Source organism: Tsukamurella sp. II2bb (genome assembly GCF_057815145.1).
Map to the genome: position 1 here is coordinate 108,543 of NZ_JBYPZI010000008.1, position 14,503 is coordinate 123,045.

Consider the following 14,503-nt stretch of genomic DNA (forward strand, 5'->3'; position numbering starts at 1 on the left):
CGATCCGCGATCGGGTGGGTAGCCTTAGCGCTTATGAGTGCGACCCCGGCGACCACAACGCCCACCACCCCCTTCGGCGCGATCTCCGTGGCGATGGTGACCCCGTTCAAGGCGGACGGCACGCTGGACCTCGAAGCCGGACAGAAGCTCGCGGCGCACCTCGCGGACCAGGGGTGCGACGGACTGATCGTCGCCGGAACCACGGGCGAGTCGCCGACCACGCAGCCGTGGGAGAAGATCCAGTTCCTCAAGGCCATCCTCGAGGCCGTGGGCGATCGGGTGAAGATCACGGCCGGTGTGGGCACCTACGACACCGACGAGTCCGCGGTCTTCGCGCGCGACGCCGCCGAGGCGGGCGCGCACGGCCTGCTCGTCGTGACCCCGTACTACTCGCGGCCCCCGCAGGCGGGCCTGCTGGCGCACTTCACGACGGTGGCGGACGCCACCGACCTGCCCGTGCTGCTCTACGACATCCCGCCGCGCTCCGTGGTTCCGATCGAGACCGCCACGCTGCGGAAGCTGTCCGAGCACAAGAACATCATCGGTGTGAAGGACGCGAAGGGCGACCTCGGTGCGGGCGCGCGCCTGATCGCCGAGACCGACCTCCAGTTCCTCTCCGGCGACGATCCGCTGAACCTGCCCTGGCTCTCCGTGGGCGCGGTCGGCTTCGTCTCGGTGATCGGGCACGTCGTCGCGCCGCAGCTGCGCGCGATGCGCGATGCCTACTTCGCGGGCGATGTCGCCCGCGCCAAGGACATCAACGCCTCCCTCGGACCCGTCTACGAGGCCATGGCCGGCCTCGGCGGGGTGACCTTCTCGAAGGCGGCACTGGCCCTGCAGGGCCTCGACATGGGTGTACCGCGCCTCCCGCAGGTGCCGCCCACCGGTGAACAGCGCGACCGGCTCGCAGCGCTACTGACCCAAGCGGGGGTGCTCTAAACAATGACCGACGGTGCAGCAGGTGGAGCCCGACGGGGCCGCAAGGCCACCCGACAGGCGGGGCCGCCTGCCGAGCCCAAGCCGGTGATCTCCACCTCGGCGGCGCGGGTCGTCGCCCCGGAGCCCGCCCCGGTTCCGGTGCAGGCTCAGACCCCGGCGGCGCAGCCGCAGAAGTCCGGCTCCCGGAACGGTGGGGGACGCCGCGGCGGCGGGCGCCGCGGGAACGATCGGCAGAAGGCACCGTCGGCGGCCGTGGAACGGCTGGGCGCGCCGCCCAAGCTGCCCAAGGGCGGCATGCGGGTGGTCGCGCTCGGCGGCATCAAGGAGATCGGTCGCAACATGACCGTCTTCGAGTACGACGGCAAACTGCTGATCGTCGACTGCGGCGTGCTCTTCCCCGAGGACCAGCAGCCCGGCGTCGACCTGATCCTTCCGGACTTCCGGTACATCGAGGACCGCATCAAGGACGTCGAGGCGATCGTGCTCACGCACGGCCACGAGGATCACATCGGCGCGGTGCCCTTCCTGCTGCGCCTGCGGCCCGACATCCCCGTCGTGGGCGCCAAGTTCACGCTCGCGCTGGTCAAGGCCAAGTGCGACGAGCACCGGCTGCGGCCGAAGCTCGTCGAGGTGCGCGAGGGCGAGTCGACCAGCCACGGTCCGTTCGAGTGCGAGTACTTCGCCGTGAACCACTCCATCCCCGACGCGATCGCCGTGGCGATCCACGCCGGCGGCCAGGTCGCGCTGCACACCGGCGACATCAAGCTCGACCAGCTGCCGCTCGACGGCCGGCTCACCGACCTCGCGGGCTTCTCCCGGCTCGGCGACGCCGGCGTGGACCTCTTCCTCGTCGACTCCACGAACGCCGAGGTCCCGGGCTTCGTGACCCCCGAACGCGAGATCGGGCCGGTGCTCGACAACGTGATCGGCCGGGCCAAGGGCCGCGTGATCGTGGCGTCCTTCGCCTCGCACGTGCACCGCATCCAGCAGATCGCCGAGGTCGCCGTCGCGCACAACCGCCGGATCACCTTCGTCGGCCGGTCCATGGTCCGGAACATGGCGCTCGCGCAGGAGCTCGGCTACATGCACCTGCCGGAGGGCGTCGAGGTCGACCTCGACACCGCGGCGTCGCTGCCCGACGACCGCGTGGTGCTGATCTCCACCGGCTCGCAGGGCGAGCCCCTGGCCGCGCTCTCGCGCATGGCCCGCGGTGAGCACCGCAACATCACGATCTCGCCGAACGACCTCGTCGTGCTCGCCAGCTCGCTCATCCCGGGCAACGAGAACTCCGTCTTCGCCGTGGTCAACGGGCTCTCCAAGCTGGGCGCCAAGGTGATCACGCAGCAGAGCGCCAAGGTCCACGTCTCCGGGCACGCCAGCGCCGGCGAGCTGCTGTACCTCTACAACGCGGTGCGCCCGCGCAACGCGATGCCGGTGCACGGCGAGTGGCGCCACCTGCGCGCCAACGCCGCGCTCGCCGTCGCGACCGGGGTGCCCGAGGACCGGGTCATGCTCGCCGAGGACGGCGTCGTCGTCGACCTGGTCGACGGTGTCGCCAAGATCGTCGGGCAGGTGCCCGTCGGCCACGTCTACGTGGACGGCAGTTCCGTCGGTGACGTGGGCGAATCGACTCTGTCCGACCGCCTGGTCCTGGGCGAAGGCGGCTTCATCTCCATCAGCGTCGCCATCGACAAGGAGGGCAACGCCGTCAGCAAGCCCGAGGTCAGCGGTCGCGGCTTCTCCGACGACCCGACGGCGCTCAAGGAGGCGGAGCAGCTCGTCGAGGACGTGCTCGCCGACCTCGCCGCCGAGGGTGTCAAGGAGGCCCACCGCATCGCGCAGGGCGTGCGGCGGGCCGTGGGGCGCTGGGTCGACAAGGCGTACCGTCGCCGCCCGATGATCGTTCCCACCGTGATGGTGGTCGGGGAGTAGCGAACAACTATCGAAGCGTTCTGCGACGATTCACGAGGGAATCGTCGCAGAACGCTTCGAAAGATGTCGAGATCGACGCCGCGGTGGCGAGCTCGATCACGCAGGTGGCGAATCGTCGGGCGATCACGGCTGCCGCTCCACCTTGGCGACCTGCGCGCGCAGGACCTGCCAGAACGTGTCCGCATCCGCGGGCGAGCGGCTCGTGCCGCGGGCCGTGACGTTCACAGAGACTCCGCGGATATCGGCCCACGCCTGGAACTCGTCGGCGTCCCGGAAGATGAACGGCTGCAATCGTGCGAGGTCAGCGGGAGCGGCGAGGACCGTTGACCGTCTCGACTGCGCCACGTCGGCCTCGCAGTTCGGGAAGGTCTCCGCCATCAGCGTGGTCATCGTGCGGTTCACGACCGCGGTGTCGATTCGAGTGGACCCACGGACGGCACCCGCCTCGGTGACCCGTGCGCCGTCCAGTCGCTGGAGCATTCTCGCGACGTTGCGTTGGCATGCGGTCGGCGCACCCGCACCCTGGGGAGTGGTGGCCGTGGCATTGATCGGCAGCGTTTCCGTCGTCACCCGGTAGCCGGTGCTCCCGGCCGGGAACTCGGGGCGGAGAGGATGGCCTGCGAGGTGTTCACCGGGGCCGCGTGCGCGACACCCGGGGCGCCGACGGCGGCGAGGACCGCCACCGTCGACCCGCCCAGGAGGTGACGGGCCCGCATCAGCGCGCCGCCTCGACCTTCCTGACCTGCGCGCGGAAGACCTGCCAGAAGCGGTCCGTGTTCGCGGGGGTGGCGCTGAGGCCGGCGACGTAGACGTCGACGGTGCGGCCGGCGACGTCGGCGACACCCTCGATCGCCTGGATCCGGCCGCCGGTGCGGTAGGTCAGCACCACCGGGTTGACCCGGGCGAGGTCGGCGGGGACCGGGAGCTCCGCGGCCGGGCCGCCGCACGCGCGGGTCGCATCGCGCCACACCGACGCCTGGACCGGCGTGACGACGGAGCTGAGCATGAAGGAGTAGCCGTTGCGGGCCGAGGCGCTGAGCCCCTGCGCGGCCGCCGAGGCACGGTTCACCCGCTCGATCGCCGAGGTGCACGCGGGCGTGGGATTGTCGTCCGCCCCGAGCTTCGAGGCGCGGGGAGTGCCGGTGCGGTAGTCGTTCGAACCCGCGGGGAACTCGGCCTTGGTCAGCACCAGGTTCGGGCCGACGGGGGCGGCGGAGGCCGCGGGCGCCACGAGGCCGGCGCCGGCCACGACGGTGAGAAGCGCGGCCGCCGAGGCGAAGCGCGCACGGCGGGATGGCGTATTCGCGATCATGCGGTGAAGCATAGAGCACTGTGTCTTGATTTCAGTACGTGAAATCGGTACCCGGGCCGACGGCTGCGGCGCATCGTCGAGGACGACTAGGGTTGGCCCTGTGAAGCCCGCTCGTAGCGAACGCGCCGCCCTTGTCGAGGCGGCGCGCGCCGCCGGTCCCGATGCGCCCACCCTGTGCGGTGAGTGGACCGTGCGCGAACTGCTCGCGCACCTGATCCTCCGCGAGGGGCGGCCCGACGCCATGGCCGGCATCCTCGTCCGGCCGCTGGCCGGGTACACCGAACGCGTCCAGGCCGAGATCGCGGCCCGCCCGTTCGACGACCTGCTGGCGGCGGTCGCGGCCGGTCCGCCCTGGTTCTCGCCGCTGCGCCTGGTCGACGAACAGGCGAATCTCGGCGAGTTCTTCGTGCACACCGAGGACATCCGCCGGGCGGTACCGGGGTGGACGCCCCGCACGCTGGACGACGGGGTCGGCCGAGGGCTGCGGACGGTCGTCGGGCGCATGGCGCGGATGACGATGCGGGGCGCTCCGCTGCGGATCAGCCTGACTACGGAGGAGGGCACCGTCGTCGCCGTGGGAACGGGCCCGGAGGTCGCCGTGATCGGCGCGATCGGCGAGGTCACGATGTGGGCCTTCGGGCGCGACGAGGCGCTCGTGACCTTCGAGGGCTCCGATGCCGAGATCGATCTTCTCGGCACGGTGGTCCGCTCGCTGTAACGACTCGCCGCCGGGCCACCTGTTACGGGTGTGGCACTTGATGCGAGTGGGGTCGTTGTCGATAGACTGCCCCCATGGCATCGAAGACGAGCACCCGCGCGCGCGGCGCCGCCAACTCTCGCTCCGGCGGCGCGCGCAGCAGCCGCGCCTCGAGCTCCACGCGCAGCCGTCAGCCGGCCCCGCGCACCCGCGGTAAGCAGGCCGGCGCCGCCCCGAAGGGCGCTTCCGGCGCCGGTGGGGGAGTGGCCCGCGGTCTCGGTGCCGGATGGAAACTGCTGGCGAAGGGGATCGGCGGGGCCGTCCGCACGGGCAGCCGTCCGGAATCGACGGAGACGTCGGGCGAGGCGACCCCGCCGCGGCCGACGCACTCGCGCGACGGTCTCGCGCTCGCGCTCTTCGCCGTCGCCATCATCCTCGGCGCGGCCGTCTACTTCGACGCCGGCGGGCCCGTGGGCTCGTTCTTCTCGACCGGCGTCCGGGCCGTGGTCGGCTGGTTCGCCGTACTCGTCCCGCCGCTCGCGATCGCACTCGGCGTGGTCATGATGCGCCGCCCCGACAATCCGGCGGCGCACGTGCGGCACCGCGTCGGCTCGGCGCTCATCGTGCTGCCCTTCCTCGGGCTGCTGCACATCGCGTCCGGCGGGCCGTCGAGCTTCGACGAGCGCGCCGCCGCCGGCGGCTACCTCGGCTACGTCGTGGGCGGGCCGCTCACCGACGGCTTCACCGCCTGGATCTCGGTGCCGCTGCTCGTGCTGGTCGCGGCGTTCGGGCTGCTCCTGGTCAGTGGGATGACGGTGCGCGAGATCGTCGACCGGCTCAAGTACTACTTCGGCGTCGACATGAGGGAGCAGTACGGCGACGAGGAGCCGTTCGCGGCCGAGGACGACCTCGACTCGCCGTTCGCCTCCTTCGGCTCCGGCCGCGCCGACACCGAGACCCGCGCCCTGACGCCGTACGACAACTACCCGGCCGACCCGGAGCCGCCGAAGCGCAGCCGCCGCCGGAAGGCCGCCGAGCCGATCGAGTCGGTCGAACCGGTCGATCAGGCACCGTCGGACCAGGTGACGGCACCGATCGCGCCCGAGCCCGCACCGTCGGAGGAACCGACGGTCGAGGTGGAACCGGCGGCCCCGCCCGCCCGCCCGCGCCGCGCGGCGGTGGTCAAGGATCACACGCCCCCGCCCGCGCCGAAGGCCTCCGAGTTCACCGTGGCCCGGACCATCGACAGCGAGGACTACGTCCTGCCGCCGGCCGACCTGCTCATCGAGGGCGAGCCGGCCAAGGCGGGGACCAGCGCCAACGACGCCATGATCGACGCGATCACGGGGGTCATGGAGCAGTTCAAGATCGACGCCGCCGTCACCGGGTACACCCGTGGCCCGACCGTGACCCGGTACGAGCTCGAGCTCGGCCCCGGCGTCAAGGTCGAGAAGGTCACCCAGCTGCACCGCAACATCTCCTACGCCGTCGCGACGGACAACGTGCGCCTGCTCGCGCCGATCCCCGGCAAGTCCGCCGTGGGCATCGAGGTGCCCAACACGGACCGCGAGATGGTCCGCCTGGCCGACGTGCTGGCGTCCGACAACACGCGCCGGGACACGCACCCGCTGGTCATCGGCCTCGGCAAGGACATCGAGGGCGAGATGGTCAACGCCAACCTCGCGAAGATGCCGCACCTGCTCGTCGCCGGTTCGACGGGCTCCGGCAAGTCCAGCTTCGTCAACTCGATGCTGGTCTCGCTGCTCGCCCGCGCCACCCCGGACGAGGTGCGGATGATCCTCATCGACCCGAAGATGGTCGAGCTGACGCCCTACGAGGGCATCCCGCACCTGATCACGCCCATCATCACCGATCCCAAGAAGGCCGCCGCCGCGCTGGCCTGGCTGGTCGAGGAGATGGAGCAGCGGTACAAGGACATGCAGGCCTCGCGCGTGCGGCACATCGACGACTTCAACCGCAAGGTCCGCTCGGGCGAGATCACGACGCCGCTCGGGTCCGAGCGCGTGTACCGGCCGTACCCGTACATCGTCGCCATCGTCGACGAGCTCGCCGACCTGATGATGACCGCCCCGCGCGACGTCGAGGAGGCGATCGTCCGGATCACGCAGAAGGCGCGCGCCGCCGGCATCCACCTCGTGCTCGCCACGCAGCGGCCGTCCGTCGACGTCGTGACCGGCCTGATCAAGACCAACGTGCCCTCGCGCCTGGCCTTCGCGACCAGCTCGCTGACCGACTCGCGGGTGATCCTCGACCAGCCGGGCGCCGAGAAGCTCATCGGTATGGGCGATGCGCTGTTCCTGCCGATGGGCGGCAAGACCACCCGTATGCAGGGCGCGTTCATCACCGACGAGGAGATCGCCTCGGTCGTCGAGTTCGTGCGCACCCAGGCGGAGCCGGAGTACGCCAACGGCGTCACCGAGACCAAGGTCGAGAAGAAGGACGTCGACCCGGACATCGGCGACGATCTGGACGTCTTCCTGCAGGCCGTCGAGCTGGTGGTGTCCTCGCAGTTCGGCTCGACGTCGATGCTGCAGCGCAAGCTGCGCGTGGGCTTCGCGAAGGCCGGCCGCCTGATGGATCTGATGGAGACCCGCGACATCGTCGGCCCGTCGGAGGGGTCGAAGGCGCGCGACGTCCTGGTCACCCCCGACGAGCTGCCAGGCCTGCTGATGGTGCTGCGGGGCGGCGACGCCTCCGCTTCGGAGGCGGACGAACCGGACTTCTGATAGAGTTCCGCGTGCATGTGTGAGGGGAGTATCCCGCTCGCGGCGTGAACGTCAACACGGTGGATCGACATCCACCCGGGCGCGCCGGACCCGCAGGTCGGGTCGGGAGAGACCTCCGGATCTGTACCGGAGGTGTATGCAATGCACGTTTCTGCGCTCGTCTGGATCGTCTCGATCGTGGTCGTCCTCGGGCTCTTCGTCTTCGACTTCTTCAGCCACGTGCGGACCCCGCACGAACCGACGCTCAAGGAATCGGGCCTGTGGACCGTCGTCTACGTCTCGCTGGCCGTGGTCTTCGGCTTCGGCGTGTGGGCGGTGTCGGGATCGAAGTACGGCGGGGAGTTCTTCGCCGGCTTCGTCACCGAGAAGGCGTTGTCGGTGGACAACCTCTTCGTCTTCGTCATCATCATGGCGAAGTTCGCGGTGCCCCGGATCTACCAGCAGAAGGTGCTGCTGATCGGCATCGTCATCGCGCTGGTGCTGCGCGGGTTGTTCATCGCCGTCGGCGCCGCCGCGATCTCGACGTTCAGCTGGGTGTTCTACCTGTTCGGCGTGTTCCTCCTGTACACCGCGATCAAGCTGGTCAAGGAGGCCGCGCACGATCCGGTCGAGGCCGAGGAGGAGCGCGAGAGCCGGCTGGTCCGGTTGTTCAAGCGCGTGGTGCCCACCTCGGACGAGTACGACGGTGACCGGCTCCTCACCCGGGTGAACGGCAAGCGGCTCGCGACGCCGATGCTGATGGCGCTCCTCGTGATCGGCTTCACCGACATCCTCTTCGCCCTCGACTCCATCCCCGCGATCTACGGCCTCACGCAGGAGCCGTACCTGGTGTTCATGGCGAACGCCTTCGCGCTCATGGGTCTGCGGCAGCTGTTCTTCCTCATCGGCGGCCTGCTCGACCGTCTGGTGTACCTGTCCTACGGTCTGTCGATCGTGCTCGGCTTCATCGGCGTCAAGCTGGTGCTGCACGCGCTGCACGAGAACACGCTGCCGTTCATCAACGGTGGCGCGCACGTCGCGGTCCCCGAGGTCTCGATCGCGGTGTCGCTGAGCGTCATCATCGGCGTCCTCGTGATCACCACCGTCGCGTCGCTGATCAAGTCGAAGCGCGACGAGCAGAAGGAACTGGCGAACGGAGGCTGACGTCGCGCCCTCCCGCCGGACGGGCTCGGGCCCGGGATCCGGCTGACCCGTTCGATCGTGTGCCGTTGACCACACGGTCTCAGGCGCAGGAGTGCGGGCTGTCGAACCGCGCGATCGATCATCGCCTGGCGAGTGAGCGGTGGACCTCGGTCGGGCGCGGGGTCTTCCTATCCACCGAGCACGAGTTCTCCGACGAGGCCCGGTTCCGCGCGTCGGTGCTGGTCACCGGTGAAATCGCCGACCGCGAGGCGGCGCTGTGGTGGCACGGTCTGGTCGCCGACTCACCGCAGTCGTGGACCGTGACGGTGCCGAGGAACCGGCGGGGCGTGCCCAGGTTCATCGCGCCGCTCTCGGCGCACCGGCGGGACCTGCTCGACGAGGACATCGAGGTCGTCCGGGGCGTCCGCGTGACCAGGCGGCCCTTGACCCTCCTCGATGTCGTCCCCGTGGTGCCCGATGCGTCCACGATTCTCGATCGCGCGCTCCAGACCGGGGAGGTCGTGCCGTCGGCGCTACGTGCCGCGCTGGACCGCAACGCCGGCCGCACCGGAATGGCCGAGGCGAGGCGGATCGTTGAGGTCGTCGAATCCGATACCGAGTCCGAGGCCGAGCGCCGGTTTGCCGCGCTGCTGCGCATCGAGGGCATCACGGGCTGGGAGACCCAGCTCACGATCGGCCGCTACCGCGCCGACTTCACCTGGCCCGAGGAACGCCTGGTGGTCGAGGTGGACGGTTGGGCCTTCCACAAGGACGCGGTGAGGTTCCAGCGCGACCACGACAAGCGCAACGACTTCGCCCGACGCGGCCTCACTGTGCTGGCGTTCACGTGGCACGACGTGGTGAACGACGCGGTGTCGACGATCGAGTCGGTGGTCGGCGTGCTCAGCGAGCGCCGGGGCGCGGCGTCCTGACCCGCGGGCACGGGTGGTGCGCGCTGCGCGCACCGATGGTGACGGAGGGAAACCTGTAGCGCGCAGAGCCGCGGATTCGGCGTACCGATAGGCTGATCGACGTGAGTACAACGGACGGCGTGCAGCAACCCGCGAGCACACCTGTCCCCAACGTCAACGTCGCGAACGGTCTGACGGTGCTTCGGATCGTACTCGTTCCCGTCTTCCTCGCGGCGCTGTTCGTCGGCGGCGGTCATTCGACCACGTGGCGCTGGGTGGCCTTCGGGATCTTCGCCGTCGCGATGGTCACCGACCGTGTGGACGGCCAGATCGCCCGCCGCTACGGCCTGATCACGGACTTCGGCAAGCTGATGGACCCCATCGCGGACAAGGCCCTCACCGGTGCCGCCTTCGTGGGACTGTCGGTACTGGCGGAGTTGCCGTGGTGGATCACGATCGTGATCCTGGCCCGCGAATTCGGCATCACCGCCTTCCGCTTCGCCGTGATCCGCGACGGGGTGATCCCCGCCAGCCGCGGCGGAAAGCTCAAGACGCTGGTGCAGACCATCGCGATCGGCCTCTACCTGATGCCACTGCCGTCGTGGATGGACCTGCCCAGCCGGATCATGATGGGCGCGGCCGTCGTCGTCACCGTCGCGACCGGTGTCGACTATCTGGTGAGCTGGTGGCGTGGCCGCAAGTGACGCCGAGCGCCTGGTCGCCGCGCTCGCGGAGCGCGGTGAGACGGTCGCGTCCGCGGAGTCGCTCACGGCCGGCCTGTTCGCCGCGACGATCGCCGACGTCCCCGGCGCCAGCGCCGTCCTGCGCGGCGGGCTGATCGTCTACGCGACCGACCTCAAGGTGAGCCTGGCGGGCGTTCCGTCGGACGAGCTCGAGCGCAACGGCCCCGTCCACCCCGACACCGCTCGCGCCCTCGCCGACGGTGCGCGGGCGCGCTGCGGCGCCGACTGGGGAGTCGGCCTCACCGGCGTGGCCGGGCCGGCCGAACAGGACGGCGTGCCGGTCGGCACCGTCCACCTGGGGATATCCGGGCCGGCCGGCACGTCGGTGAGCACTCTGCGGCTCGACGGTGACCGTGCCGCGGTCCGCAAGGGCGCCGTGGAGGCGGCGCTGCGGGGGCTCGCCGCGCGGGTTTCGGCGAATCGGGAACCATCCGGGCTGCTGCCGCGTTGACTGAACAGATACCACGACGGAGGTGAGCATGGCCCTACTGCTTCGCGAGGCGATCGGCGAGAACCTGCGCAAGACCCGGGTGCGCCAGAGCCGCACGCTGCGGGACGTGTCCTCGGCCGCTCAGGTCAGCCTCGGCTACCTGTCGGAGGTCGAGCGCGGCCAGAAGGAGGCGTCCAGCGAACTGCTGGCCGCGATCTGCGGCGCCCTGGCGGTCGAGGTGGCCGATGTGGTCGCCCAGGCCAGCGTGTCGATGCGCCCGATCCCCACCGTGGTGATCCCGGCGCCGGCGCTCGCCGCGGCCTGACCCCGAGACGGGGGATCCGCGGGCCGGGGATTTCCCTGAACCCGCGGCCCGGGGCGGCGCAACGGGCCCGTTTCCCGATAGATTGGTCACTACGAGTCCGGCGTCGCCGGGCGGCCGGACGCGGATCCGGAGACGAAACGTATCGAGGCGGAGGAGAAACTGACGATGGCTAACCCGTTCGTCAAGGGATGGCGCTACCTGATGGCCCTGTTCAACGCGAAGATCGACGAGAACGCCGATCCCAAGGTGCAGATCCAGCAGGCCATCGAGGACGCGCAGCGCCAGCACCAGGCCCTCTCGCAGCAGGCCGCCGCGGTCATCGGCAACCAGCGCCAGCTGGAGATGAAGCTGAACCGTCAGCTGGCCGAGGTCGAGAAGCTCTCCGCGAACACCCGCCAGGCCGTGCAACTGGCCGACCAGGCCGCCGCGGCCGGTGATGTCTCCAAGGCCACCGAGTACACCAACGCCGCCGAGGCCTTCGCCGCCCAGCTGGTCACCGCCGAGCAGAGCGTCGAGGACCTCAAGGGCCTGCACGATCAGTCGCTGCAGGCCGCGGGCCAGGCCAAGCGCGCCGTCGAGCAGAACGCGATGCAGCTGCAGCAGAAGCTCGCGGAGCGCACCAAGCTGCTCAGCCAGCTCGAGCAGGCCAAGATGCAGGAGCAGGTGTCGGCCTCGCTCAACCAGATGGGGCAGCTCGCCGCGCCCGGCAACACCCCCAACCTGGACGAGGTGCGCGAGAAGATCGAGCGCCGCTACGCCAACGCCCTCGGCTCCACCGAGCTGGCGCAGAACTCGGTGCAGGGACGCATGATGGAGGTCCAGCAGGCCACCGTGCAGATGGCGGGCCACTCGCGGCTCGAGCAGATCCGCGCATCGATGCAGGCCAACGGCCAGATCCAGGGTGCTCCCGCGGCGCCGCAGGCCGCGCCCGCCCCGCAGACCCCGCAGCAGGCGCCGAACCCCGGCCAGCACTGACCCCCAGGGCAGGACCACGAGCTCGGGGCAGGACCACAAGAAGGAACCATGACCGATCAGCGAGGCCGCTACCGCACCGACTTCTCGGCGGTGGCGGCCTCTGCCGGTCGGATGGCGGCGTCCGCCATCACGGCGGCCTCGACCGCCATGGAGTCCGCCGCCCGCGCCGCCGACGAGGCACGCGACAGAGCCGCCCGCCGCAAGGACCCGAAGGCGGCACATCAGCGCTCCCTCAAGCAGGCGCGCTACGCCGTCAACAGCTGGGCCGCCACGACGTCCACGTCCGCCGTCGTCGCCGTCGGGGGATTCGCCGCGGCAGCACCCGTAGTCGGCGGTACCGCGACCGCGGTCACCGCGCTCGTCGCGGTCCCGGCGGGCTACGCCGTGCGCAAGTTCCGCCGCCTGCGGCGCACCCCACCGCCACCTCGCACGTACGCCCGGCGCGCCGTTCCCGCGCGCTCGTCGGCCCTGCACGAGCCGGTGCGTGCCCTCGCCGAGGCCGAGCAGGAGTTCCTGGCGTTGATGGCCGTGCTGTCCCGGTCGGGCGCGCTCCCGCCGGAGGCGCTCAGCGAACTCGATGACGACGCCGAGTCCTCGGCCGACGCGATCGTCGCCTACGCCGAACAACTCGCCGACCTGGAGCGCGTCGTCGTCGGCGGCGGGAGCTCCGCGGCCTACCTGCGCGCGACCTTCGAGGAGGGCCGGGACAGCCTCGACGAGGGCGTCGCCGCCTATCGCGAGATGGTCGCCTCCGCCGCCACGACGGTGGCCGCGGCGCGCCGCTCCCTCGGCTCGCCCGCCCGGTTCGACGAACTCAGCTTCGCGACCCCACGCCTGCAGGAGACGGCCGAGCGGCTCCGCGCGTGGGCCTACGGCATCGCCGCGCTCCCGCCCGTGCCGGATCCGCGCACCTGGTGACCCGGCCTCCGGGTTAACCCCCAATTCTCCCTGAAACCGCAGTTCAGAGCGTGACTTCCGCGCGCTGCCGGGGCCAGTATGGAAGGCGGAAGACCATCACGAACCCCTCGAAAGGTGCACCGCAATGTTCTGGAAGATCCTCGGCGCCATCGTCGTCATCTGGCTCGCCCTGATGGTGGCTTCGGCGATCATCAAGTCCCTGTTCCCGCTCGCCGTCATCGCGCTCGTGATCATCGGTATCGTCACCGTGGTCAAGTGGCTGAGCTCGGGGAAGAAGACCCCCAACACGTTCTAGGAGTGCGGGTGCGCGTAGCGATCGTCGCTGGATCCGAGGCCGGGCACGCACTGCCCGGCCTCGCCCTTGCGCACCGACTGCGGGACGCCGGACACGAACCCGTCGTCTTCACCGGCCGGAAATGGGGCGCGATCGGCGAGCGCTACGGCATCGACACCCGCGAGCTCCCGGGCCTCGCCGCCCGGCCCGGTGACGACGACGGCGACGCCGGATCGAAGATCCACGGCCGCGCCGCGTACATCGCCACGCAGGTCCTGCCGGACATCCGGTCCGTGCGCCCCGACCTCGTCGTCGCCGACATCCTCACACCCGGCGGCGGGATGGCCGCCGAACTGCTCGGCGTGCCCTGGCTCGAACTCAGCCCGCACCCGCTGTACCTGCCGTCGAAGGGCCTCCCACCGATCGGCGCGGGCCTCGCGCCCGCGGAGACACCGCGCGAGCTGTTCCGCGACGCGGTGCTCCGCGCCTTCACCGCCCGCGACCTGCGCAACGGTCGCCGGCAGCGCGAGGCCGCCCGGGTCGGCATCGGGCTCCCGCCCCGGGACCGCGGACCGGCCGGGCGGCTCGTCGCCACCATCCCCGCCCTCGAATTACCGCGCCCCGACTGGCCTGCGCGCACGCACCTCGTCGGCCCGCTGACCCTGGAACCGACCGACGAGCCGTGCCCCGTGCCCCCCGGCGGCGGCCCGCTGGTGATGGTGGCACCGTCGACCGCGGCGACGGGGGAGCAGAACCTCGCCGAGGTCGCCATCGACGGGCTCCGGGGCGCAGGGGTGCGAGTGGCGATCAGCGGCCTCACCCCGCCCGTCTTCGACGGTGACCCGTGGGTCGCCAGCGGATTCGGCCGGCAGGACCGGCTCGTCGAGCGGGCCGACGCCGTCGTCTGCGGCGGCGGCCACGGGATGCTCACCAAGGCGCTTACGGCCGGTAGGCCCGTCGTCGTCGTGCCCGGCGGCGGCGACCAGTGGGAACTCGCCAACCGCGTCGCACGGCAGGGGAGCGGCGTGCTCGTGCGGCCCGCGACCCCCGGCGCGATCCGGGCCGCCGTGCGCCGGGTGCTCGACGAGCCCGGTTTCGCCCGCGCCGCGCGCGCAGCCGCCGACGGTGCGCACCGCGTCGCCGACCCCGTGCTCGTCTGCGAGGCCTATCGGTAACCT

16 protein-coding genes are annotated in these 14,503 nt (G+C 71.1%); 13 read left to right on the plus strand and 3 right to left on the minus strand.

What is annotated here, in order from left to right; genetic code table 11:
• The first annotated feature begins 33 nt into the window (after nucleotides 1-33).
• Nucleotides 34-939 (plus strand): 4-hydroxy-tetrahydrodipicolinate synthase, encoded by a 906-nt coding sequence (gene dapA, locus AC21LY_RS17825; protein ID WP_489047898.1) that lies wholly within the window; start codon nucleotides 34-36, stop codon nucleotides 937-939.
• Between the two features lie 3 nt (nucleotides 940-942).
• Entirely contained in the window at nucleotides 943-2,871 is a 1,929-nt protein-coding gene (locus tag AC21LY_RS17830; RefSeq protein WP_489047899.1) for a ribonuclease J, read from the plus strand.
• A 123-nt stretch (nucleotides 2,872-2,994) separates the two neighbouring features.
• Here AC21LY_RS17830 and AC21LY_RS17835 read toward each other — a convergent pair whose 3' ends face one another.
• From AC21LY_RS17835 to AC21LY_RS17845, 3 genes are all read right to left on the minus strand, one after another.
• The gene (locus AC21LY_RS17835; RefSeq protein WP_489047900.1) at nucleotides 2,995-3,351 is read right to left on the minus strand and encodes a hypothetical protein; all 357 of its coding nucleotides are present in this window, start codon (nucleotides 3,349-3,351) and stop codon (nucleotides 2,995-2,997) included.
• Nucleotides 3,352-3,437: 86 nt separating this feature from the next.
• Nucleotides 3,438-3,587, minus strand: a complete 150-nt coding sequence (locus AC21LY_RS17840; RefSeq protein WP_489047901.1) for a hypothetical protein — start codon at nucleotides 3,585-3,587, stop codon at nucleotides 3,438-3,440.
• Entirely contained in the window at nucleotides 3,587-4,183 is a 597-nt protein-coding gene (locus AC21LY_RS17845; RefSeq protein WP_489047902.1) for a hypothetical protein, read from the minus strand. The genes AC21LY_RS17840 and AC21LY_RS17845 overlap by 1 nt, the downstream gene beginning before the upstream one ends.
• Nucleotides 4,184-4,283: 100 nt before the next feature.
• On the opposite strand from AC21LY_RS17845, the gene AC21LY_RS17850 reads away from it, so the two are divergent.
• The 11 genes from AC21LY_RS17850 to AC21LY_RS17900 all read left to right on the plus strand — a co-directional run bounded on the left by AC21LY_RS17850 (nucleotide 4,284) and on the right by AC21LY_RS17900 (nucleotide 14,500).
• A complete protein-coding gene (locus AC21LY_RS17850) occupies nucleotides 4,284-4,901 on the plus strand; it encodes a TIGR03085 family metal-binding protein (RefSeq protein ID WP_489047903.1) in 618 nt (205 codons plus the stop codon).
• 74 nt (nucleotides 4,902-4,975) lie between these two features.
• A complete protein-coding gene (locus tag AC21LY_RS17855; RefSeq protein ID WP_489047904.1) occupies nucleotides 4,976-7,627 on the plus strand; it encodes an FtsK/SpoIIIE family DNA translocase in 2,652 nt (883 codons plus the stop codon).
• Between the two features lie 141 nt (nucleotides 7,628-7,768).
• Nucleotides 7,769-8,770, plus strand: coding sequence for a TerC family protein (locus AC21LY_RS17860; RefSeq protein ID WP_489047905.1), 1,002 nt, complete (start codon nucleotides 7,769-7,771; stop codon nucleotides 8,768-8,770).
• Between the two features lie 65 nt (nucleotides 8,771-8,835).
• Entirely contained in the window at nucleotides 8,836-9,681 is an 846-nt protein-coding gene (locus tag AC21LY_RS17865; RefSeq protein ID WP_489047906.1) for a DUF559 domain-containing protein, read from the plus strand.
• Nucleotides 9,682-9,782: 101 nt separating this feature from the next.
• Nucleotides 9,783-10,364 (plus strand): CDP-diacylglycerol--glycerol-3-phosphate 3-phosphatidyltransferase, encoded by a 582-nt coding sequence (pgsA, locus tag AC21LY_RS17870; protein WP_489047907.1) that lies wholly within the window; start codon nucleotides 9,783-9,785, stop codon nucleotides 10,362-10,364.
• Complete coding sequence (locus tag AC21LY_RS17875) at nucleotides 10,351-10,854, plus strand: CinA family protein (protein ID WP_489047908.1); 504 nt, start codon at nucleotides 10,351-10,353, stop codon at nucleotides 10,852-10,854. Before pgsA ends, AC21LY_RS17875 begins: the two co-directional genes overlap by 14 nt.
• Before the next feature lie 28 nt (nucleotides 10,855-10,882).
• Nucleotides 10,883-11,158, plus strand: coding sequence for a helix-turn-helix domain-containing protein (locus AC21LY_RS17880; RefSeq protein WP_489047909.1), 276 nt, complete (start codon nucleotides 10,883-10,885; stop codon nucleotides 11,156-11,158).
• A gap of 165 nt (nucleotides 11,159-11,323) precedes the next feature.
• Nucleotides 11,324-12,133, plus strand: coding sequence for a PspA/IM30 family protein (locus AC21LY_RS17885; RefSeq protein ID WP_489047910.1), 810 nt, complete (start codon nucleotides 11,324-11,326; stop codon nucleotides 12,131-12,133).
• Between the two features lie 48 nt (nucleotides 12,134-12,181).
• A complete protein-coding gene (pspM, locus tag AC21LY_RS17890) occupies nucleotides 12,182-13,051 on the plus strand; it encodes a phage shock envelope stress response protein PspM (RefSeq protein WP_489047911.1) in 870 nt (289 codons plus the stop codon).
• Between the two features lie 124 nt (nucleotides 13,052-13,175).
• Nucleotides 13,176-13,346 (plus strand): hypothetical protein, encoded by a 171-nt coding sequence (locus AC21LY_RS17895; protein WP_489047912.1) that lies wholly within the window; start codon nucleotides 13,176-13,178, stop codon nucleotides 13,344-13,346.
• Nucleotides 13,347-13,354: 8 nt separating this feature from the next.
• Nucleotides 13,355-14,500, plus strand: a complete 1,146-nt coding sequence (locus tag AC21LY_RS17900) for a glycosyltransferase (protein WP_489047913.1) — start codon at nucleotides 13,355-13,357, stop codon at nucleotides 14,498-14,500.
• The last annotated feature ends 3 nt before the right edge of the window (nucleotides 14,501-14,503 follow it).

Coding starts and splice junctions, on each gene's coding strand:
- dapA (WP_489047898.1), top strand. CDS start 34: ATGAGTGCGACCCCGGCGACCACAACGCCCACCACCCCCTTCGGCGCG.
- AC21LY_RS17830 (WP_489047899.1), top strand. CDS start 943: ATGACCGACGGTGCAGCAGGTGGAGCCCGACGGGGCCGCAAGGCCACC.
- AC21LY_RS17835 (WP_489047900.1), bottom strand. CDS start 3,351: ATGCTCCAGCGACTGGACGGCGCACGGGTCACCGAGGCGGGTGCCGTC.
- AC21LY_RS17840 (WP_489047901.1), bottom strand. CDS start 3,587: ATGCGGGCCCGTCACCTCCTGGGCGGGTCGACGGTGGCGGTCCTCGCC.
- AC21LY_RS17845 (WP_489047902.1), bottom strand. CDS start 4,183: ATGATCGCGAATACGCCATCCCGCCGTGCGCGCTTCGCCTCGGCGGCC.
- AC21LY_RS17855 (WP_489047904.1), top strand. CDS start 4,976: ATGGCATCGAAGACGAGCACCCGCGCGCGCGGCGCCGCCAACTCTCGC.
- AC21LY_RS17860 (WP_489047905.1), top strand. CDS start 7,769: ATGCACGTTTCTGCGCTCGTCTGGATCGTCTCGATCGTGGTCGTCCTC.
- AC21LY_RS17880 (WP_489047909.1), top strand. CDS start 10,883: ATGGCCCTACTGCTTCGCGAGGCGATCGGCGAGAACCTGCGCAAGACC.
- AC21LY_RS17885 (WP_489047910.1), top strand. CDS start 11,324: ATGGCTAACCCGTTCGTCAAGGGATGGCGCTACCTGATGGCCCTGTTC.
- pspM (WP_489047911.1), top strand. CDS start 12,182: ATGACCGATCAGCGAGGCCGCTACCGCACCGACTTCTCGGCGGTGGCG.
- AC21LY_RS17895 (WP_489047912.1), top strand. CDS start 13,176: ATGTTCTGGAAGATCCTCGGCGCCATCGTCGTCATCTGGCTCGCCCTG.